Here is a 21,564-nt window from a genome sequence, read left to right on the forward strand (position 1 = left end):
TGAATGCACATTAGATATGGTCTCATCGCCCTAATTCTCGCAATCGCTCCACCTGCTTATTCGCTTGAAGGTGCGGCACCGGTTCTGGCACCAAAAGAGCAGCAGGCACAGGCCGCGCACCTGAGTTCGCTGTTTCTCGCCCGCAATGCCTACAAACCGGTCGCCCTGGACGACGCGCTGTCAGCCAAGGTCATGGACCAGTATGTCGACTCTCTCGACCCGGACCGGAATTTCTTCCTGCAGGCTGACATCGACAGCTTCATGGCCAACAGGACAAAGCTCGACGACGCTATAAACACCGAAAATCTCGACATCCCGTTTTCGATCTTCAACGTCTATTCGCAGCGCATGATCGACCGCATGAGCTATGCGCGGGAACTGTTGAAAAAGAACTTCGATTTCAGCGTACAGGAAAACTACTCTCTGTCAGAAGACAAAGGTCCCTGGCCACAGACACAGTCCGAGATCGACGACATCTGGCGCAAGCGCGTCAAGGCCGACTGGCTGCGTCTGAAACTTGCGGGCCAGTCCGACGCGGCGATCCGTGATACGCTGGATAAACGTTACAAAAACATTCTTGAGCGCGTTTACACCTACAAGAGCGAAGACGTTTTCCAGTCATTCATGGCTGCATATACCGCATCGGTTGACCCGCATACCGACTATTTCGGCGCAGCTGCATCCTCTGCCTTCGACATTTCCATGAAGCTTTCGCTGGTCGGCATTGGTGCCGTTCTGCAGGAGCGTGACGGTTACACCACGGTGCGCGAACTCGTACCGGGTGGCCCAGCGCAATTGTCGGGACAGCTGGCTGTCGGCGACCGCATCGTCGGTGTCGGGCAGGGCGAAGAAGGTTCGATTGAGGAAGTCGTTGGAACGCGCCTTGATGCCGTCGTGCAGTTGATCCGCGGCGAGAAGGATTCTGTTGTCCGTCTGGACATCCTGCCTGCAGCCGCTGGCGACGCAGCCACACACCGGGTAATCCATCTGGTGCGTGACAAGGTCAACCTGGAAAAGCAGGCCGCTCAGAAGGCCGTTCTTCCAATCACCAGCGAAGGTGTAACACGCAAGATTGGCGTGATTACCCTGCCGACATTCTATGAAGACTTTGACGCTCGTCAGAATGGCGACAAGGACTATAGAAGCGCTAGCCGTGATGTCGCCAAACTTCTTGCCGAGCTAAAGCAGGAAAAGGTCGATGGTGTGCTGGTCGACCTGCGCGACAATGGCGGTGGCTCATTGTCCGAAGCAATCGAACTCACAGCATTGTTCACCGGTAAAGGCCCTGTGGTCCAGCAGCGTAACGCCGGTGGCAAAATCAAGATACAGGGTGACGATGTCTCCAAAGCGGCCTGGACAGGACCGGTTGGTGTGCTGATCAACCGTGCATCAGCGTCAGCGTCAGAAATTTTTGCCGCCGCAATACAGGATTATGGCCGTGGTGTGATTATCGGTGAACAGAGCTTCGGCAAGGGTACCGTGCAGACAGTTGTCGACCTTGATCAGGTGGCGCGTAACAACGAACCAAGATTTGGCCAGCTGAAATTTACCGTCGCCCAGTTCTTCCGTGTCGATGGCGGAACAACGCAGTTGCGCGGCGTGACACCAGACATCATCCTGCCTGGCCTCTACGATCCGAAGAAACTCGGCGAAGCAAGCTATGACAACGCCTTGCCATGGGCGCAAATGAAGCCTGCGAAATACAAGGCTGACGCCAAAATTGCCAATGTGCTGCCGCAGCTGCAAAGTCGTCATGACACCAGAGTAAAAACAGATGCCGATTTCCAGCGCTTTGTGGAAGATGTCACCGAGCTGAAGGAACAGCGCGAAAAACGTACGGTTTCCCTCAACGAGAACGAGCGCCGCAAGGAACTGGCTGCTGCCGAAAAGCTCCGTAAGGCGCGTCAGGAAGAAGATGGCGGCCTGTTCAGCCGACAGGATGACGGCCTGCAGGCCGACGAGCGTGGCCTTCAGGCCGACATCGCACTGGAGAATGCCCGCAAAAACGCCAAGGATGTGCTGCGTAACGAAGCAGCTTCCATCGTTGCCGATCAGTCGGAACTGCTCGATACGATCCGGTAAGCTCGGCTGAAACCAAACAAAAACTGTTGGCAGGCATTTTACCAATGCCTGCCAATTTCATATCAGAGACTGCCTTACCGGCCTCAGTTGAGGATAAAGATCGCAGCGTTCAGAGATGTCGCGTAACACAACCACAGCGCATAAGGGCCAAAACACCAGCGGGCCGTCTGATCCCTGACCTTTCGCATAAAGGCGATGACGCTGATCAACAGGCAAAGGATGATAACAAGTCCAAGGCCGACTTTGTGAAACCCGAAGAACACCGGCGTCCACGCCCAGTTCAATAGCATTTGCGTCATCCAAAGACGAAAGGCTGCAGAGTTAAACCCTTCGGATATTGCCACCCGCCAACCTGCAACCGCAATCAGAATGTAGACCAATGTCCATGCGGGTCCAAACAGCCAGTTCGGTGGGGTAAACCACGGCTTGTCCAAGGCCTCATACCATTCACCCGGCTGGATCGTCAGGCCTATGGTAAAGCCAACACCCAATACAACAACAAGGAAGGCTATTAGAGAGGTGTAGTTGGTGCGTGATGCTGTCAATGAACTGCCCTCTTACATGACACCGAGTATGGACGCCGACCGGAGCCGTCAGTCAGCGATCAGCTATCCATTCTGCTTGTTGCTCGAAACGGTCAAATCCGGTTCCGGTTCCCAACCGAACACGCTGCGACCGCCCCATTCGTGAGAATGGGCATATTCACCGGCAACGATCTCCTTGAGGTCGGGTCCGGTGACATAACGCTCCATCTCGCGGGCTTGGGCATCAAGCCGCTGCAGCGCCTGCAATTCTTCATCACGCCCCAGTCGCGCCTTGCTGACCGCGGACTTCATGACCCGGATGGTTTCGTCATAGACCTTCAAGGGTACCGGGAACGGATGACGATCCTTGCCGCCATGCGCCAGCGAAAAACGGGCTGGATCAGAAAAACGACAGGGCGTGCCATGCACGACCTCTGATACCATTGCCAAGGCGCGCACGGTTCTCGCTCCGACCCCCGGTGTTAGGATGAGGTCTTCAAAATCCTTGGGACCACGATCGGCTGCTGCCGCCAGCGCACCGTGTAGCCGTCGCATGTTGACGTCTTTTTCCCGGACATCATGGTGGTCAGGCATGATCAGATGCGGCAGCATCGGTTGTGCGACCGGTTCTTTTGCTTTCGCCGAAGGTTCCAGTACAGACAATTCCTGCAGGATACGATCGGGTCCGAGCGCCGACAGTAGATCGACCTGACCGATACGCGACGGTGCCGCTCTGCTATCAGCGAGATTAACGATGTTGCCCTGCTGTCTGCCTTCGATTGCCGAATGCGGAGAATCGACAAAACTGCTCATCCCCTCTGATAGCCAGTGGTAACGGCGCGCCTGACGTCGTTCGCCATTCATGCCTTGTTGAACAACCACCCATTTGCCGTCGTCCGTGACGATGAAACCATGCAGATAAAGATCAAATCCGTCCTGCACAGCGGCGCTATCGACCTTGGCGACCAGACGGCTGGTATTGGCCAATTCGTCGCCATTCAGACCGTTTCGGCTGGCGATGGCAATCAATTCATTGGGTGTTTTCCGCGAATGCTGGCCACGTCCTCCGCAGACATGAATGCCCAATTCGCCTGACATCGGCGTTAGTCCACGTTTCAGCGCACCGATCACGCTGGTGGTAATGCCTGAAGAGTGCCAGTCCATGCCCATGACACTGCCAAACGACTGGAACCAGAATGGATGGGCGAGGCGCCGCAAAAGTTCATCCCGACCGTAATGGATCACGATTGCTTCGGAAATGATGACGCCAAGGCGTGTCATCCGGTCGCCAAGCCAACGCGGGACGTGTCCGCTATGAAGGGGAAGATCAGCACTGCCAGCTCGTTTGACCATGGTCTTCTTATAGATCTCCGGCAGTCACGCTCACAAGTAAAATCATGTCACAGAAGTCAGGGTCGCGGCGCGGTGACCAAAAACACAGTCCCCTGATCACCAGTATCTTGCAGTGTAATATCTCCGCCATGTGAGGCCAGCATGGTGCGGGCGATCTCAAGTCCCATGCCGGTGCCGCCATCTTGCCGCCGGGTGGAGAAAAACGGCTGGAATATGCGTTCGCGATTGGCCTGCAAAATACCATTGCCATTGTCGGCGACCAAAATCCGCACGATCTGCACATCGGCTTGCGCCTCAATATCCACACGCGTCGCACCATTCTGGAATGCATTTTCGGCGAGATTGCCGAACACCACGGCCGCAGCTTCGATCGGCAGTGCAAACCGAATGCCCGGTTGGCCGGACACGCCAATTACATGGTGTGGAAACCGATCGCGCAGCATGTTGCAGACATCATCTGCCGTGCTTTGATCGGCGGGTATAGGTATTTCGGCATAGGCCAGTTCTCTTAATCTGGCCAGCAAAAGGTCCAGCCGTTTGGAATCGGCAATGATGTTGTCAAGAAAACGCTGGCGTTCCTCCTTGGTCATTGGCTGTTCGTCGTCGTCATCACGCATCAGTTCGGCAGCACCGCGGATTGACGTCAGCGGCGATTTAAGCTCGTGCGATACATGCGCCGCAAACGAACGGACATATTCGTTGCGATCGACCAGCTTGCTGGCAAGATCGAGAAAACTTTGCGACAGGGTCGCAATCTCGTTTGTGCCGTAACTGTCAAGCGGCTGGATTGCCGCGCGTCCCCCGCGCGCGATTTCATCGGAACGCGAAATCAGCGCGTTGATCGGCCCGGTAATGTTGCGGCTAAGCACATAGGCAACACCGAGCGTGACCAGAAGCACGCCCAACAACGCACCCGCCTCCGTTGTGGTCGTCAGGGACGCCGTGCTGTCGATGGTGCGAAACCAGATGATGCTGATAATCGGCAGTGCCATGATCGACAGCAGCACCGAGTAAACGATCAGGGCCAGTCGTGGTCGCCATTTTGACTTTACCTGCGGTGCCGGCATGTCAGTGACCCCGCTCAGTATCGACGCGCAGCTTGAAACCGACACCGTGTACTGTCGTGATCACGTTATCATTCCCGACAGCTGCAAGTTTCGCCCTGATATTACGGATGTGGCTGTCTATGGTGCGGTCGGCGACATAAATTCCCGGGCCGTATGCCGCCACCATCAATTGCTCACGGCTGAACACCATGCCCGGGCGCGCCATCAGTGTTTCGAGAATGGCAAATTCCAGCGTGGTTGGGAGAACGGCATTGCCCGCAAAGGTCACAGTCCTGCCAGCACTTTCCAGCCGCAGTTCCCCAACGGTTAAATCCTGTTCGTTTCGACCTGCTGTGCTTGTCGTGCCAGTTCGTTTGAGAATGGTTTTGACCCGCGCGACCAGTTCGCGTGGGCTAAACGGTTTGGTGACATAGTCATCACCACCAATCTCGAGACCCAGGATCCGGTCGATTTCCTCGTCCCGCGCCGAAAGAAACAAGATGGGAACAGAGGATGTTTTGCGGATTTGCCGGCAGACTTCCAGGCCGTCCATGTCAGTCATACCGATATCAAGAACGATAAGATCGATTTTGCTCGCACGAAACGTTGCCATCGCCTGTGTGCCGGTTCCGGCCGTAGCAGTCGCCATGCCAGCGCGTTCAAGTGCAAAACAGATCACCTCACGGATGTTCGGCTCGTCATCGACGACAAGAATGCGCGGCACCATAAGGTCTCCTGATAATTCCGATGTGTCGGTGATATCGCTGTTTCATTGTTCGATCAAAGCGGTAGACCGAATATAGTTTGCAATTCTGTGATCCCGGTAGTTCCAGCTTCGCCAATCCAATGAGCGCATCGCAAACCTGGTAGCAAGACGATCCCTCATGCGCTTCGCCATCTCGTGCCTCCAGTCATGTCCTGGCACTTTTGCAACATAGATATCGATAGCCGGGATTGCCGATGGTCCAAGTGAGTTGAGGTAATACAAGTCGAGTGGTGTGCCCAACTGACTGACTTCCGCACTGTTGTCCGCATTAAAGCGGGCAATAAAGCCCGAGAAATCGAAGAATGCACAGAGGTAAAGCACTGTCAGAAGCGTCGCGACATTCATGGAAATCAGCCATTCATTGGACCGGCGCAATGCAATGCGTAGCAAGATGAAGACCAGACCGACTGCCACCAGGCCTATCCAGATGCCGGCTGCCATGCGCAGACCTGTAAGCGAATAGGTCTGCACGTAAAGATCGAGTCTGAGAATGGACGACAGGCAGAGCAGGACATTCTGCAAAATCCAGGCAATCACCAGCACCCGGATCAGACGGCTGCTGTCTCCCGGCCCGCCACGGCGCATGGCAATCAGCACGAAGGCTGCCGCAAGCAGGGCGGTTGCCACCAGCGGATAGGCACCACGATGGGCATATTCTGCGTGGCTCATACCGGCGGGCAGTTCCGCACCTCCCCACAGATACAGCACGTCCAGCGTCGTCTGCATGGCAAACAGCAGATTGAAGACCCACAGACACCGGAGGAGGGCGGTGTGATCGAGAAAGCCTGTCGATTGACGGCTGACCTGCGGGGTTTCCGTAATGTGATGTCTTATTTTGCGTATCAGGCGCGGACGCAGTATCGCCGAGATACCGATTGCTGCAAGTAACCAGAATCCGATGCGCGTGATATCAAAGAGGTCTATCAGAAGGCTAAGATCGATATTGTGCAGCCCCATCGCGATCAATGGATTGGCCACCGTGAACAACAGCAGGAACACCAGTCCCATGCCGAGCGGCAACAGCCAGCCGGCAAACGACGTCAACGTCGTTCCAAAAATTGGTTTTCCCGAATGCGAGACGACATAGCGGCGGCAAAGGTGCGGCAAACGCAACGGCACCAGCGGAATGAACCGCAGCAGCGTCAGGGGTACGGCCATTGGTGTTTTCGGCAATAGATTTGTACAAAAAAGCGCGATGGAAACAACAGCCGTCATCGCAAAGATAACACCTGTTACGCTTGGCGTTTCCAATAAGGGTGCTGCGGCTAACGCAGAAATACCCAGGCAGGTGGCTGCCTTGATGCCGCTCGGTGGTCGGCGTGCTGTCATGAGAATGGCTGATGTCAGCGATAGAGAAAACAGGAAAAGGTTAAGGCCCGGCGCCTGCTGAAAAATCAGATAATCGGCGACTGCAATCGTCGCAATGAACACCAGCAGCAGTTTTTTGTCGGCAAGGGTATGGAATGGGGCAACCGTTTGCGTGTGTGTCAGTTGCATGTCGACACCTCACGCTTTCGCGACTGAAGGTGTCGAACCCTGCCTTGGCTTATAGGCGATGGCGGAATGCGGTTTTCAATGTTGGGATTGTCTTCCAACCACCAGTTCTCCTGAAGGAGACGGTAAGGTAGGCGGGGAAGGGTAGCTTGATCAGGGATGAGGTGCTTTTTCATATGAACAGGCTAGACCCGGCGTTTGCAGATTTTGTGCAGACGATGAGCAGCTATTCAGGAATTTATACGGCGTGCGCCTTTGATGCCTCCGAAATAAACGCGTCGGGTGTCAGGCATTGCGCTTTGCGGCGGCACCTGCGGCAATCATCGTGATGATCTCATCAAGCTCATGTCCGAGCCGTTCCGGCGGCAAGCCGACAAACCGCGCTTCCAGCGTGATGCTGATGATGCCGTGGACGGCACCAAACAGCGTGCGGGCACGCACAGCGCGATCCTCCGCACTCATATCCGGCTGCAATTCCGCCAGAGGCTCGGCAATGATGCTGAGCAGAAATAGATGCTCATCGAGATGCCACTGGGGGGCGGGTGACTCTTCAGGCGGATAATGTTCGAACAGCGCTTTCCAGAGATTGCGATTGGCCATCGCAAACTTCAGATAACCTTGCCCGAGATTGCGCAACTTGTCGGTTGGTGACTTGTCCTTGACCTCAGCCAGCGCCAATGACTGCTCGAGTGCCTTTAATGTCGTCGAATTCACGTGGATGATCAGGTCATTGAGGTCAGTGTAGGCACTATAGAGACCACCCAGCGCACAGCCGGCATCCTGCGTGACATCACGTGCCCGCAAATTTGCCAAGCCGTCACGCTCTATGCGGTCACGCGCCGCGTCCAGCAATCGGGCCTTGAGATCTTCCCGTTTTTCTTCCCGTCGACCCATGCCAGCCACCTCGTAAAATTTCTGAACAACGTTCAAATACATATTGAACACCGTTCATTTTTATGCGAAACACAAATTCATGAACAACGTTCATAAACGGGAGAGGCCCAATGTTCAACCGGATCACAACAGTTTTACGTGGCCGCCTCGCCACCGCAGCCTGAACCTCATTTCAACACATCAAGGGATTAAAACCGTGAACGACAGGTTTCAGAAACATTCCTCCACCTGGGTCAGCTTTTCCTACATCTCCTTCGGTGCTGCCGCTTTCATGCTGGTGCTTGGCATCTGGATGATGCCACTTGATCTCTGGGGCAAGGGATATCTCGCCATGGGCATTCTCATGCTCGTTCAGACCACGGTCAACATGACCAAGACCCTGCGTGACAATGTTGAATCGGAAAAACTGATCGTAAAGTTCAATCGCGATAGCGACAACTAAACACTATTAACCACACCCTGGAGTTGTTTTAGCTGTCAATAATTACCTAACGACTCCATGGTTTTCCTGTCGCGATCGAAAAGGAAAGCGCCAATGCAAGACAGTCTGATTAAAACGAGGAAATTCGCGCCGCTGTTCTGGACGCAATTTCTGTCCGCGTTCAACGATAACTTCCTCAAACAGACATTGATCTTCCTCATTCTGGCGAAGATGGCTGCCGAAGGTGCCGCCCTCGTGACCCTGGCAGGCGGCATCTTCATTGTGCCTTTCCTGGCTTTGTCAGCACTTGGCGGTGAACTTGCCGACAAACATGACAAGGCACAGATGGCGGAAAGGCTGAAGTTCGCCGAAATCGGCATCGCTGCCATCTCGGTTATTGGCATCGCCTTTTCATCGATCACTGTGCTGATGGTTGCGCTGTTCGGTTTCGGTGTCATCTCGGCACTGTTCGGACCGATCAAATACGGCATCCTGCCGGACCTTCTCGAAACAAAAGAACTGCCAAAAGCCAATGCCTGGATTGAGGGCGGCACCTTTATCGCCATCCTTACCGGTACGATCGTTGCCGCCTATGCCTTCGCCGAAGGTGACAGCGTCTGGATCTTTGGCCCGATGATGATGGCGCTGTCGCTTCTATGCTGGTTGTCGGCCCGCATGATCCCGCGTACCGGCGCACGAGCACCGTCGCTGGTCATCGACAAAAACGTGCTGCGCTCCAGCATGACACTGGTGAAGGAACTGCGTGAGGATAGTCGCGTCTGGCGTTCAGCACTGATGAATTGCTGGTTCTGGTTTGTCGGCGCCTTTGTCATGTCGATGTTGCCGATCATGGTCACCGAAATCCTTGGTGGCTCCGAACTGATCGTTCCCGCCTATCTCGCAACCTTCGCAATCTCGATTGCCGTTGGCTCTGCGATCGCCGGCTGGATGTCGGCCGGTCGTGTCGTTCTTCTGCCCGCACCTGTCGGCATCGCCATCGTTGCCCTGTTCGGTATCGATCTTGCGTGGAATCTATGGGGTCTGCAGTCGTCAGCACATGCCGATACCATGGCAGCCTTCTTTGCCGGTCAGAACACCATTCGTGTGGCGTTCGATCTCGCTGGCATGGCCATCGGTGGTGCATTCCTCGCCGTCCCGACCTTTGCTGCCATGCAGACTTGGGCCGATGAGACCCGCCGTGCCCGCGTTATTGGCGGCGCCAATGTTCTTTCAGCCCTGTTCATCACCAGTGGCCTAGCATTGGTTGCCATTCTACAGGCGATTGGCGTGTCGGTGCCAATGATCATTCTTGGCCTGTCTCTCATCAATCTCGCTGTAGCTTGGCTGATGCTGAAGTTTCTGCCAACCAACCCGTTCCGCGATTTCATCTCGATCCTGTTCCGCGCATTCATGCGACTGGAAGTTGAGGGTCTGGAGAACATTCGCAAGGCAGGTCGCGCACCGATTATCGCTCTCAACCACGTCAGTTTCCTCGATGGCGCGCTGGCGTTGGCCATAACCGAAGAAGAGCCGGTCTTTGCCGTTGACTACAAGATCGCGCAGGCCTGGTGGGTGCGCCCATTCCTGAAGATGTGCAAATTCCTGCCGCTCGACCCGACCAAGCCAATGGCGACCCGTTCGCTGATCAAAGTGGTGCAGGACGGCAATGCCATCGGCATTTTCCCCGAGGGTCGTCTAACGGTGACCGGCACTCTGATGAAGGTTTACGACGGCGCTGCCATGGTGGCCGACAAGACCGGCTCGATGGTTGTGCCTGTCCGTATCGACGGTTTGGAAAAGAGCTATTTTTCACGCCTTTCCGGCGGCCAGGTTCGTCGTCGCCTGTTCCCCAAGGTCAAAGTCACAATACTAGAGCCGGTTCGTCTTGATGTTCCAGACGAACTGAAAGGACGCAAGCGTCGCATTGCAGCCGGTGCGGCACTCTACAAGATCATGTCAATGTTGCTGTTCAGGACGACAGATACCAACCTCACGGTTCTCGAACGCATCATCAAGACAGCGAAGGAGAAGGGTGGCAGCAAACTTGCCGTCGAAGATCCAATCAGCGGTCCGCTATCCTATGGCAAGTTGCTGACCGGTGCTGCCGTACTCGGCGCAAAATTCAAGACCCTGTTCCCGCATGAAAAGAACCTCGGTGTCATGTTGCCGAACGCCAATGGCACAGCCGCCACCGTTCTTGGTGTCATGTCAGCAGGCAAGGTTCCGGCTATGTTGAACTTCACGGCTGGTGCCGCCAATATCCTGTCAGCCTGCAAGGCGGCGCAGGTGAAACATGTGTTGTGCTCGCGTGCCTTCGTCACACAGGGCAAGCTTGCTCCGATCATATCAGAACTGGAAAAGGACGTGACCTTTGTCTGGCTGGATGATCTGCGTGAGACCATCACCACTTTTGACAAGATCAAGGGCCTGATCCGTCGTTACAAACCGCTGGTGAAACAGACAGCGGAAGACACCGCCGTGATCCTGTTTACGTCGGGTTCGGAAGGTGCACCAAAGGGTGTGGTGCTGACTCACAGCAACATCCTGTCAAATGCAGCCCAGGCAGCATCGCGTATTGACTTCCACTCGGGCGACAAGGTGTTCAATATTCTGCCAGTCTTCCATTCTTTCGGCCTGACGGCGGGAACCGTCCTGCCGCTGGTCGCCGGTGTCCCGGTCTATTTCTATCCGTCGCCGCTGCATTACCGCATCGTGCCGGAGCTGATCTACACGTCCAATGCCACCATCATTTTTGGCACCGACACTTTCCTCAACGGTTACGCGCGCACCGCACATCCCTATGACTTCCGTTCAATTCGCTACATCTTTTCCGGTGCTGAACCGGTCAAGGCATCGACCCGCGAAACCTATATGGAAAAATTCGGTCTGCGCATTCTGGAAGGTTACGGCGTCACTGAAACGGCGCCAGTCATTTCGCTCAACACACCAATGTTCAATCGTTCCGGCACCGTCGGCAAGATCATGCCGGGCATGGAATGGAAACTGGAACAGGTGCCCGGCATTGATGAAGGTGGTCGTCTGTTCATCCGTGGCGCCAATGTCATGGCCGGTTATCTGAGGGCCGAAAACCCCGGTGTGATCGAACCGCTGGTAGACGGCTGGCACGATACGGGCGATATCGTCACCATTGATGAGGACGGTTTTGTCACCATTCGCGGCCGTGCCAAGCGCTTTGCCAAGATAGGGGGTGAGATGGTGTCGCAGGCAGCGGTGGAAGCACTGGCAGGCCAGTTGTGGCCGGGCAGTCTTTCGGTCGTCTCATCCGTGCCGGACGCCAAAAAGGGTGAGCGTCTCATCCTGCTGACGGATGCCCCCAGTGCGACGCGTGCAGCCTTTGCAAGCTTTGCGAAGTCGAAGGGCGCTATGGATATGATGGTACCCGCCGAAGTGACTATTGGCGCCGTGCCGGTCCTTGGTTCGGGCAAGGTCGACTTTGTTGCAGCGAGAAAACTTGCTTTGTCGTCGCAGCCGGGTAGCAACGCGGCCTAATGTTTCAAACCCTGCGGACGGCAAGCAATATTTGGCCGTCCGTATCCATGTCTCATCGCACATGAAGGGGGAAGTGGGCGCTCGCTTAAAGCGTGCTCGGCCACTTCCGCGATGAATGCATCAAACACCGGCCGATTTAATGCCGCCGTCTCTTACCGCGGCGGCATCCTGAAACATCTGACGACGCGATCAGATTTCCTTGATTAGCTGCTCGGCAATCCGCACGCTGAGTGCTGCGCCTGTCAGCGTCGGGTTCATGCACGATGCAGATGGCATGACGCTTGTCCCGGCAATGAACATGTTTGGATGGTCGTGTGTACGACAGTCACGATCAACAACGGAATCTGTCGGGTCATCACCCATGCGGGTCGTGCCCATGACGTGCTGGCGGTTCTGCCATTTCACATCAGTGGACAGCACTTCGGCATCCAGCAGTTCGGCTATCTTGTTGAGATCCTGCAATCCGCGATCACGACCCGCATTCCAGTAGTCGGTCACGCTGTAATAGAGGACCGGGACAGGAATGCCGAGTGCATCGAACTTTGTTTTCGATGGCGTGACGCGGTTTTCGGCCAGCGGCAGCGGTTCGAAATCAATCGCCCAGTTCAAGGAACGTGCCGAATATTTGCGGATCTGTTCATCCAGCTTGGAGCCGAGAATACCCTTTTTGATAAAACCTTCAGTCATCTGCGCGGTCGGAACAGTGTTGCGCACCTTGATCTTGTAACTGGGGTAGTCCTTGCGGAATTCGCCATCACGCTGGTTGAGATACACCAGCAGTTCGGTTGGGCCTTCACCCGGCCACATATCTTCCTTGGTCAGCATGTTCATGCTGATACCGGTATGGTCCATCAGGTTGCGACCAACCTGATCCGAGGAGTTGGCGATACCGTTTGGATATTTTTCTGATGTCGAAATCAGCAACAGCTTGGCGGATTCAATGCCATAGGCAGCCAGCACGAAATATTTTGCCGTCAGACGATGCTCGGAATTGTCGGGCTTCTTGTACCAGATGGCGGTGATCTTGCCGTCGTCACCCGCTTCGATCTTGTAGACCGGCGAGTTGTCGAGCAATTTGGCGCCGTGACGTTCCGCCTCGTCGATATGCATCGAACCATCGTATTTTGCGCCGATCGGACAGACCGGATTGCAATTGTTGTTGCCGGCGCATATCGGACGATTGCCGTAAGGACGCGAAGCGCGACCATGGGGCTCCAGAACCGGGTTGAAGCCACCGACCAGCAGCTTTTCCGCCAACGTGTCGAACATATAAGTGGAGTTCAACTGCTTCATCGGGAACGGCATGGAGCGTGGTGGCATAGGGCCACCGCCCTGACCGCTTTCGTCCTGTCCGTCGGTGCCGGTGACGCCCAGTTCCAGTTCGGCCTTGTTGTAATATTGTTCTAGATCGTCGTAGGCAATCGGCCAGTCACGACCGCGGCCGTAAAGGCTCTGGATCTTGAAGTCGTTGGGTATCATGCGCCACAGCGCCGAGCCGAAATGCCAGGTCGTGCCACCGACCACACGCAGATAGGAGGTGTTGTATTTGACCGGCCCCTCATACTGCAGATAGTCACCATAGGTGGATGGCGCCCATGGCATACTTGGAAAGGGAGAGCCCGCACCTTGCAGCTTGGCGTTGGCGAGCGACAGTTTGACCGGTGCATTACGGTAGGTCTCGACGATTTCGCGGCGGTTGACGCGGGGACCAGCCTCCAGCACGATCACCTTCTTGCCTGCCTTGGCGAGATTGGCGGCGACAATGCCGCCCATTACGCCAGAGCCGATAACGATCAGGTCGGCATCATAAGATGTGTTTGCCATTTCAAGTGTTCCTGTCAAATCTTGCTGCCGGGCTTAGGTCCCCAGGCATTGGGGCCTGGACCATAAGACGGAATGGTGAGAAGGCCCTTGGTCGGGCGGTACATCAGGGAATCGGCATATGTGATAAGCTCGGCATCTTCCGGCTCGCCAACCACACCGAGATACCAGGCGGAAACGATCTTGGTTGCAGTCTTCATCAACGCGGGGTCGGTGCCGGAAAGGGCGAGAAAACCATCCATATTCGACACGCCGGATTGTTTGATGAGGTTTGACAATGCCGCCATGCTTGCATCCAGCTCGGCATCACGTTTTTTCAGTGCGGCCAGAAAACGGCCGCCGATGACCGGATCGAGTGTGTAGCCGGTCAGGAACTCTGACAGCTGTGTAAAGGACGTGACAGCGTCATCTGTGGCAGCGGCCGAAAGTGGGCCAGTCAGGTCGGCAAATACCGCCAGACCGGCAATTGCGACAGTGGTACGCAGGAAGCCGCGACGCGAGACATGTCCTGTGGCAGACGGGGAAAAATTATCGAGAGGCATCAGGATCTCCGAGGGAGCTGTAATGCAAAAAGGAAGGGAGGGTCTTAAGCCTTAAGAGGCAGGCGAACGACGACGTCGGATCAACAGCCAGGAGATCAACCCGACCACAAAGACACCACCGGCAATTGCTACCGGAGCAGCAAGCGGCGCGAGCCTGACAATCAACGGCTTTTCGCCCCCCTCACGAACAAGAGCGACATCTGCAGCACTGACCTTGATGGCGGGATTACCGTAATTGGTCAGAACATAATTGCTGACATCGGCAATATCTTCGTCAGACAGACGATCCGTGTAGGAGGCATCAGGTCCAAAAGCCGGCATGAAGGCAACGTTGTCGCCAACTGTGCGATGGACGCCGTAAAGGACTGTTGCAATCAGATTGTCGGCTCGGTGCGCAGCAGTTGCGGTATTTTTAAACAGCGATGGGTAGTGCAGGTTACCCTGGCCTTCCGGCTGATGGCAGGAAGCGCAGCTGCCACTGAAAATATGGAAACCGTTTTCGTTCGGCTCCTGTCCAGGCAGTCCACGCAGCGATGCTTCGATTTCTGTCGACGGCTTGCCGAGATCGGCACGCGATTGTTCGTCGCCGGACGCACTGGCGGGCACATCCCTCAGATAGGTGACGATGGCCTTAAGGTCTTCGTCAGGCAGGTGCTGCAGGCTGTTCTCAACAGCTTCGGCCATAGGCCCGGCGGCCTGTGCCTTGCCGGGGACATTGCCGGTCTTGAGATACTGTAAAAGGTCGGCATCCGACCAGCCGCCAATGCCGGCCACCTTGTCAGAGGTGATGTTTGGCGCAAACCACGGACCGATCGCTCCGCCAGCCAAAGGCAGGCTGCCGTCTTCGGCCATAAAACCATTTCGCGGTGTATGGCAGGTTCCACAGTGCTCAAGTGCCTCGGCGAGATAGGCGCCGTGGTTCCATTCCGCTGACTTAGCCGGGTTAGGTTCAAACCGCGTCTTGTCGAGGAACAACATGTTCCACACGGCCATCGATGTGCGGATGGAGAACGGGAAGGGCAGTTCGGTCTGCTGCGGCCTATGGTCGTCCGCTTTCACCTCATTCATGAAATAAGCGTAGAGCGCCTTCATGTCTTCATCGGTGATCTTGGCATAGGCCGTATAGGGCATGGCCGGATAAAGATGGCTGCCATCCTTGGCGACACCGTCACGCACGGCGCGCGCGAATTCCTCCTCGCTGTAATTGCCGATGCCATCCGCTTTTGACGGTGTGATATTGGTCGAGAAAATCTTGCCAAGCGGTGTGTCGATGCCATAGCCACCGGCAAAAGGCGTTCCGCCATGCGGTCCGGTATGACAGGCAGCACAGTCGGCAGCAGTCGCCAGATAACGACCACGCGCAATGAGGTCGGAAGAGGCGCTGTTGGTGTCTTCCGCAAGCGCTAGACCGGACGTAGCGGCCAGCGCGGTCAGACAGAGAAATATGGGTGACAAGGCGGGAAGAAGCTTGGGCATAAACAACGTGCTTTCATCAAGCATGAACGATAAGTGCCAAACCGTGCTTCTCCTCCCACGAGCAAGGCCGATACGTGTCGCCGCGGCCCAGATAGCAACATCGCGGAAAACACCAGTCTTTCCGAAGCAATTCTTGCGCGAAAACGCTTAATTGGATAATTCCTTACGGAAATATCAGCGTGTCGATGTGTCGCGGGTACGACTTGACGAGTGTCATAACGCCGCCCTCGCCATCTTGACTAGGCAGTTTTTTCTATAATCAGATTTCACAATACGTGAAAGGTTGGATGCGATGAAATTTGATCTGACGGACCTTCGTATCTTCCTGTCAGCAGTTGAAGGCGGTAGCCTGACAGCTGCGGCAGCGAAGAACAATATTGTTGTGGCAGCGGTGAGTGCCCGGCTAAAAAAGCTGGAAGAATCATTCGACCTGCCCCTGTTAGAACGCACGGGAAGAGGTATTCGCCCGACACTTGCCGGAGACATGCTGACGCGGCATGCCCGACAGGTTTTAAGCAGCGCACAGCGCATCGAAATCGAACTGAGCAATTTCTCGCACGGGCGCAGCGGTAATATCCGTTTTCTCTCCAACACAAATATGCTGGCAGAACATCTGCCAGCAGTCATGGGGCGATTTCTGGCCGAACATCCTGACATCAGCATCTCAGTTGCCGATAAACCAAGCCTCGAAGTGGTGGCGCTGCTGAGAAACGGTGAGGCTGATATTGGCATCGTTGCGGCATCTGCCGACATGAGCGGTTTGGAGCGATGGCGTTTTGTGCCCGACAGACTGGTGCTGGTTGTGCCAAAGGATCACGCGCTGCTGGACGCCACCGATTTTTCACGCGTACTCAGCGAGCGTATGATTACCCTGCAACAGAAGGTCGCCTTGTCACAGTTCCTGCGAAGGCGAGCCGTCGAGCTTGGACGAGATGTCGATATTCGCATGCGCATGGATGGGTTTGAGGGCGTCTGCGCCATGGTCGCGCAAGGGGCAGGCGTTGCAATCGTGCCGGAAAGCGCTGCCCTCCGTTATGGTCGCTTCATGGATTTTCGCATGGTGCAAATCCTCGACGATTGGTCCGACCGCGAACTTTATCTATGCGTTCGAAGGGAAGAACATCTTCCCCACCATGGAAAGAAGTTTCTTGCCCATTTGCTGTCTTATGTCAGCGAAGCATCCGCAACTGCTTGAACAGTGCCCTGTCCTGATCTGATGTAAATAGACGAGGTTCCAGCCATATGAGTGGCACAATCATATACCGCAGTTAGGTAGCGCAGTAGTTGAGCTTTTCAGCATGCACGCGTAAAAATCTCTACATCCGTGTTATACAGAATCGCGCATAGGAAGAACAGCGATGACCGAGATTTCTCCATTGCCCGTGAGCACCTTGCGTCTTGTGCTTGCCTATCTGGCAGCCTTCGTCGGCGCGACGGTCCTGTTTTACATCATCATCGTGGTAATGGCAGAGCTGTTCAATATTGAGTTTCAAAAAAGTGCAATGGGCTTCATTGTCGCCTTTGTCTCGGCAAATTATGTCGGCCAGTTCTGGTATTCGCGTGAGGCAAACCTGCCTGTTAAAGCCCGAATCTGGAAGATCACATTGCTTTGCGCATTGATCACCCTTGCCCTGTCAGGATTGATATTCTGGGGTGTCTATCACCTGATAGGCCTCGATAGTCAGGGAAGCCCTTTCTCGTTGAGTGGCGATGACGCAACGATCATCGGCGGGTTTGTCGTAGGGCTGGTTCTGCTGCAGGTACTTGTTATTCGTTTCGGCATTGGTATGGGGCTGAAACAGGCTGCCAAACCGCAGGCGCAGAAACTTGCCAAAAGCGGGTCCTGACAGCCTCATAAGGAACTCGGCTGTCAGGCGTTGATAATGCCTATCAGTTATAGACCGCCGTGATACGGGCGCTTTCAATGCTGTTGGCGTGAACCATAAATCCGGTCAACGCATTGCTTGTATTCTCCGGCAGATCAAGCTTGTAGACCGACAGGGCGTGGACCGTGAAAATGTAGCGGTGCACTTCACCCGGTGGCGGGCAAGCGCCGCCGAAACCGGCAACGCCGTAATCATTGCTGATCTGCGTGGCACCCGCTGGCATCTTGCCGTTCGCGCTGGCATTGAGCTCAAGGGAAGTTGCCGTGGCCACGACATTCCAGTGCCACCAGCCTGAGCCGGTTGGCGCATCCGGATCATAAGCCGTGATCGCAAAGCTTTTTGTACCTTGGGGTTTGTCGTAACTGCAATGACAGCGGGACAGACCGTGTCTGGCGTCATCCAAAGACAAAGCGTTGCATTAAGAAATCTGGCCGGGCGGAGTGTTTTTCCGAGATCGCATTCAATTCAGGTTCGGTACTGCGCTCCAATATGCCGGTTCGTACAAGGCAGGAACTCAGGCCTGCGCCGGTAGCACCTGCAATGTCATGCTCGATACTGTCGCCAATACAGATGATGCGATCTGAGGCGACACCGCCCAACAGAGATTGCGCCTTCTGGTAGATTGCCGGATAGGGTTTTCCAAACCAGCGCACGACACCGCCAAGCTCCTGATAGGTTAGCGCAATACTGCCAGCACCGGGTGCCGTAACACCGCCCTTGGCAAGCTTGTGCCGGTCAGGATTGGTGCAATAGCAAGGGACACCTCGGCGGGCTGCCGGTTCCAGCTGCAGGCGGTAAGTGGACAGGGGGATTTTTTCCGCCTCGCTACCGGAGATGATCACCACATCGGCCAGCGCCGCATCGTCAACGCTTCTAAAACCGAGGGAATCAGCCAGATTGCGATCGTCGCCGCTCGATATCGTCAGGCAACGCGTCGTGCTTTTCCCTGCCGTTTCGTCTGCCAGAATATCATGGGCAACATCGCCTGATGTCAGAAAGCGATCGAAACCGGAACGGTTAAAGCCGAGCTTTACAAGGCGGTCGGCATTGTAGTCACCGCTTCGGCCAGAGTTGGAGAGGATAATGATGGATTTTCCCAAAGCCTTCAGTCGCACCAACGCGTCATTGGCGCCAGGGTAAGCCCGCTCGTCATCCCGTAACACACCGAACTGGTCGACGAGAAAGGCGTCATATCGTTCAGCCAGATCAGCCAGCGTCGTCCATGTAGGAAGGCTCATAACCATCGTGCCTTTCCGGCCAGCGCCAAGGAGGCAGTGCCGACAGCCGCCTCGGCTGACCGCGCGGCAAGCAAAGGCACACCGAGCGTCTTTTGGCGCATGTTTGTCCAAGCGGGATTGGCAGCTCCGCCGCCGACACTGCGCACAGATTGAAGTTTCGGACCGCCAAGTTCGACCAAACGGTCGTACCCCGATTTTTCGATGGAGGTGATACCTTCCAGAATTGCCTGGAAAAACACCATATCATCGGCCGGGCGAGGTTCCAGACGCGGCGGATAGGACGGATCATTGATGGGAAAACGTTCGCCGGGCTTGTTCAACGGGTAATAATTAAGGCCGGTCGGCTTATCTGGCTGCAGAAGGGGCGTCATGAACTTTAACTGTTGGGCATCAAAGAAGCTGCCGATAACCGCCCCTCCGGAATTCGAGGCTCCGCCGGCGAGCCAAAAGTCCAGAATGCGGTGCGAATAAATGCCATAATCAGCAGCATCGATCGGATTGGCTGAGGCCAACTTGACAACCAGTGTCGAACCAAGAGCGGTAACACCGTCTCCAATTGCCGATGCGCCGGTTGCGAGAAATGACGCGCAGCCATCCGTCGTTCCGGCATGATAACGGCAAGTCGCGGGAATGCCGAACAAGCGAGTTGCGGCACCGATTTCCGAAATAGGAGCGCCAGCACGTTTGACCTCGGGCAGCAATGCGATATCCATGCCACAGGCATCCAGCCAATCCGGCCAACGCTCGTTGACGAGATCATATCCGGTTTTCAGCGCATTGTTTTCGTCACTGGTTGCTGCCGACACGCCAAGCTTAAGCAAAATCCAGTCGGCCTGATGCACGACTTTGCTTACACCGGGTTGGCGCGACAGATGAATAGCACGGGCCAGTGCGGAGGTTGCACCCCGAGCGGGGCTGTTGGTTGGGGCTTCTGACGCGATCTTCTCGACAATCCCAAGGTCGGGGCAGGGGTCGTTATACATCAACGCATCGCCAACCGGCTCACCGCTGGCATCCAGCGCCACCACAGTACCTGAGGTGCCATCAACCGCTACGCCTTCAATTTCCTTGAACGGCAGGCGAGCGGAAAGTTCTGCCAGACAGGATTGTACCCCGGCCCACCACACGGAGGGCAAACGCCCCGCTGCTGCATTTGGAAATGAAAATGCAGCCATATCCAAAAGAGTGCCATCGTCCGCAAGCGCCGCAGCACGAACCCCTGAGGTGCCGAGATCAATGCCCAGCGCTTTGGCTGGTTTTGCCGTCGCAGTCATGTGCGCTGACTCGCCTTGCGATCCAGAGCCTGACGGTATTGTTCGGCTTCCCAATGGGTCAGTTCATATTCCTGATCCGGCCCGAGATAGACAACGGGTGCATCTTCGGGAATGCGAGCAACCACTTCAGCAAGGCAACGCGCCATGACGCGACCACCATCCGTCAACTCATTTGCCAGGAGGACACCGACATCTGGAGCGAGAAGCATTTTCGGTACTGTCCGATTTTGCGCCAAACGTGCTTCACAATAGGCGTTTACCGTCTGCCCCTTGGCAAGGACACCAATTTCCGTACCCAGGAAAATGACGTGATCCGGATAAAGAGACCCACTGGTCGCCAGCTTGATGCTCGAGGGATCAAGGGCAGTCTTGTGGCTGCCGCGATCTTCCGCAGCATGGAAATTCGAACCCGCCGCTCGCGCTGTCAAAGCTGCGACATCGACCTCTGCGACAGGGCGTTCCAGCATCGTCAAGGCCTCCGTGACGCGGGTTATGCGATCGCGCACCTGTTCCACGGTCTCACCCGTAACGATAATGCCGTGATTGTAGAGGATGAGAACGTCCGGCCGGTTTGCGGCAACCAATTCGATTTCCCGGGCAAGCGGTGTGCCGGGGCGACGATAGGGAATGGTTGTCCAGGTCAAATCCGTCAGCTTTTCCATGCGCTCAGCGATCCGTTTTTCACGATTTTCCAAGACGGACAGCGCGATTGCATTGACGCAGTGATAATGCGCCACCACCGTTTGCGGCAATGCCGCATGAAAGCTCGCCTCGATTGAGGGGCGCAGCCCCGACGCATTCAGGTCGGAGATGATGAAATCAGTTGCTTTTTCGGCGCTGGGATCCCGTGCCCTGAGCGCGTCCACCAGCGGAGCGACCTCAAGAGGCACCATGATTTCGCGTGCTCCGGCATGGGCAAGCCATGTGCCCGACGCCTTAACCCACATCATGCCGTCGTGCTTGATGGACGTGTTGCCGCCGGCGCCCTGTGTTTTCAGCACATCACTGCCGATCTGCCGCGAAAGATCGAGAAATGCCTCGAAGCCTGGAATGTCCTGCGTCCGATTGCCCGAAGTCATACCGGCCTCCTCCTATGCCGTAGCGTCGCATCATCGTCGTTTAACGACAATTATGAGCGAACTTTTCTGCAAAAGGTATTTTCATGATTACAAAACGTCAATAGTGAATAATTTTCGTCACAACTATTGATTAGGCAGATTGATTATGATTATCTTCA

18 protein-coding genes are annotated in these 21,564 nt (G+C 55.5%); 5 read left to right on the forward strand and 13 right to left on the reverse strand.

Translation table 11 applies throughout. The features are described 5' to 3' along the window. Nucleotides 1-3 precede the first annotated feature (3 nt). Entirely contained in the window at nt 4-2,082 is a 2,079-nt protein-coding gene (locus tag IB237_RS21340; RefSeq protein ID WP_192490741.1) for a carboxy terminal-processing peptidase, read from the forward strand. A gap of 83 nt (nt 2,083-2,165) precedes the next feature. On the opposite strand, the gene IB237_RS21345 is transcribed toward IB237_RS21340, so the two are convergent. The 6 genes from IB237_RS21345 to IB237_RS21370 form a co-directional block, all read right to left on the reverse strand. Continuing rightward, nucleotides 2,166-2,627, reverse strand: coding sequence for a TspO/MBR family protein (locus IB237_RS21345; protein ID WP_192490742.1), 462 nt, complete (start codon nt 2,625-2,627; stop codon nt 2,166-2,168). Nucleotides 2,628-2,690: 63 nt separating this feature from the next. Continuing rightward, a complete protein-coding gene (locus IB237_RS21350; protein ID WP_192490743.1) occupies nt 2,691-3,959 on the reverse strand; it encodes a DUF763 domain-containing protein in 1,269 nt (422 codons plus the stop codon). 56 nt (nt 3,960-4,015) lie between these two features. Beyond that, on the reverse strand, nt 4,016-5,026 hold the full coding sequence (locus tag IB237_RS21355) for a HAMP domain-containing sensor histidine kinase (protein ID WP_192490744.1): 1,011 nt from the start codon (nt 5,024-5,026) through the stop codon (nt 4,016-4,018). Between the two features lies 1 nt (nt 5,027). Then, nucleotides 5,028-5,732 carry a response regulator transcription factor gene (locus tag IB237_RS21360; protein WP_192490745.1) on the reverse strand — a complete coding sequence of 235 codons (705 nt, stop codon included), beginning with the start codon at nt 5,730-5,732 and terminating at the stop codon, nt 5,028-5,030. A 42-nt stretch (nt 5,733-5,774) separates the two neighbouring features. Further along, the gene (locus tag IB237_RS21365; protein ID WP_192490746.1) at nt 5,775-7,268 is read right to left on the reverse strand and encodes a DUF4173 domain-containing protein; all 1,494 of its coding nucleotides are present in this window, start codon (nt 7,266-7,268) and stop codon (nt 5,775-5,777) included. Between the two features lie 282 nt (nt 7,269-7,550). Further along, nucleotides 7,551-8,201, reverse strand: a complete 651-nt coding sequence (locus IB237_RS21370) for a TetR/AcrR family transcriptional regulator (RefSeq protein ID WP_246788171.1) — start codon at nt 8,199-8,201, stop codon at nt 7,551-7,553. A 154-nt stretch (nt 8,202-8,355) separates the two neighbouring features. On the opposite strand from IB237_RS21370, the gene IB237_RS21375 reads away from it, so the two are divergent. Then, nucleotides 8,356-8,601, forward strand: coding sequence for a YiaA/YiaB family inner membrane protein (locus tag IB237_RS21375; RefSeq protein WP_192490747.1), 246 nt, complete (start codon nt 8,356-8,358; stop codon nt 8,599-8,601). Between the two features lie 93 nt (nt 8,602-8,694). Beyond that, on the forward strand, nt 8,695-12,090 hold the full coding sequence (locus IB237_RS21380) for an acyl-[ACP]--phospholipid O-acyltransferase (RefSeq protein ID WP_192490748.1): 3,396 nt from the start codon (nt 8,695-8,697) through the stop codon (nt 12,088-12,090). A gap of 189 nt (nt 12,091-12,279) precedes the next feature. On the opposite strand, the gene IB237_RS21385 is transcribed toward IB237_RS21380, so the two are convergent. From IB237_RS21385 to IB237_RS21395, 3 genes are read right to left on the reverse strand one after another with little or no spacing between them, the layout of a single operon-like run. Then, nucleotides 12,280-13,914, reverse strand: a complete 1,635-nt coding sequence (locus IB237_RS21385) for a GMC family oxidoreductase (RefSeq protein WP_192490749.1) — start codon at nt 13,912-13,914, stop codon at nt 12,280-12,282. Nucleotides 13,915-13,928: 14 nt separating this feature from the next. Then, nucleotides 13,929-14,453 carry a sorbitol dehydrogenase family protein gene (locus IB237_RS21390; protein ID WP_192490750.1) on the reverse strand — a complete coding sequence of 175 codons (525 nt, stop codon included), beginning with the start codon at nt 14,451-14,453 and terminating at the stop codon, nt 13,929-13,931. A gap of 51 nt (nt 14,454-14,504) precedes the next feature. Next, nucleotides 14,505-15,929, reverse strand: coding sequence for a cytochrome c (locus IB237_RS21395; RefSeq protein WP_192490751.1), 1,425 nt, complete (start codon nt 15,927-15,929; stop codon nt 14,505-14,507). Between the two features lie 292 nt (nt 15,930-16,221). Between IB237_RS21395 and IB237_RS21400 the strand changes: the two genes are divergently transcribed. After that, nucleotides 16,222-17,124, forward strand: a complete 903-nt coding sequence (locus tag IB237_RS21400) for a LysR family transcriptional regulator (protein ID WP_192490752.1) — start codon at nt 16,222-16,224, stop codon at nt 17,122-17,124. 163 nt (nt 17,125-17,287) lie between these two features. Then, complete coding sequence (locus IB237_RS21405; protein WP_192490753.1) at nt 17,288-17,776, forward strand: ABZJ_00895 family protein; 489 nt, start codon at nt 17,288-17,290, stop codon at nt 17,774-17,776. A 43-nt stretch (nt 17,777-17,819) separates the two neighbouring features. Here the strand turns inward: IB237_RS21405 and IB237_RS21410 are convergent, their stop codons facing one another. The 4 genes from IB237_RS21410 to IB237_RS21425 are packed head-to-tail and all read right to left on the reverse strand — an operon-like array spanning nt 17,820 to nt 21,406. After that, complete coding sequence (locus IB237_RS21410; protein ID WP_192490754.1) at nt 17,820-18,224, reverse strand: YbhB/YbcL family Raf kinase inhibitor-like protein; 405 nt, start codon at nt 18,222-18,224, stop codon at nt 17,820-17,822. After that, the gene (locus tag IB237_RS21415) at nt 18,211-19,053 is read right to left on the reverse strand and encodes a TIGR01459 family HAD-type hydrolase (protein ID WP_192490755.1); all 843 of its coding nucleotides are present in this window, start codon (nt 19,051-19,053) and stop codon (nt 18,211-18,213) included. Before IB237_RS21415 ends, IB237_RS21410 begins: the two co-directional genes overlap by 14 nt. Continuing rightward, nucleotides 19,050-20,327: an FGGY-family carbohydrate kinase gene (locus IB237_RS21420; protein WP_192490756.1), complete on the reverse strand. Its 1,278-nt coding sequence runs from the start codon at nt 20,325-20,327 to the stop codon at nt 19,050-19,052. Before IB237_RS21420 ends, IB237_RS21415 begins: the two co-directional genes overlap by 4 nt. Continuing rightward, nucleotides 20,324-21,406 (reverse strand): class II aldolase/adducin family protein, encoded by a 1,083-nt coding sequence (locus IB237_RS21425; RefSeq protein WP_192490757.1) that lies wholly within the window; start codon nt 21,404-21,406, stop codon nt 20,324-20,326. Before IB237_RS21425 ends, IB237_RS21420 begins: the two co-directional genes overlap by 4 nt. Nucleotides 21,407-21,564 lie beyond the last annotated feature (158 nt).

The organism is Agrobacterium sp. AGB01, assembly GCF_014851585.1.
Classification (GTDB): Bacteria; Pseudomonadota; Alphaproteobacteria; order Rhizobiales; family Rhizobiaceae; genus Agrobacterium.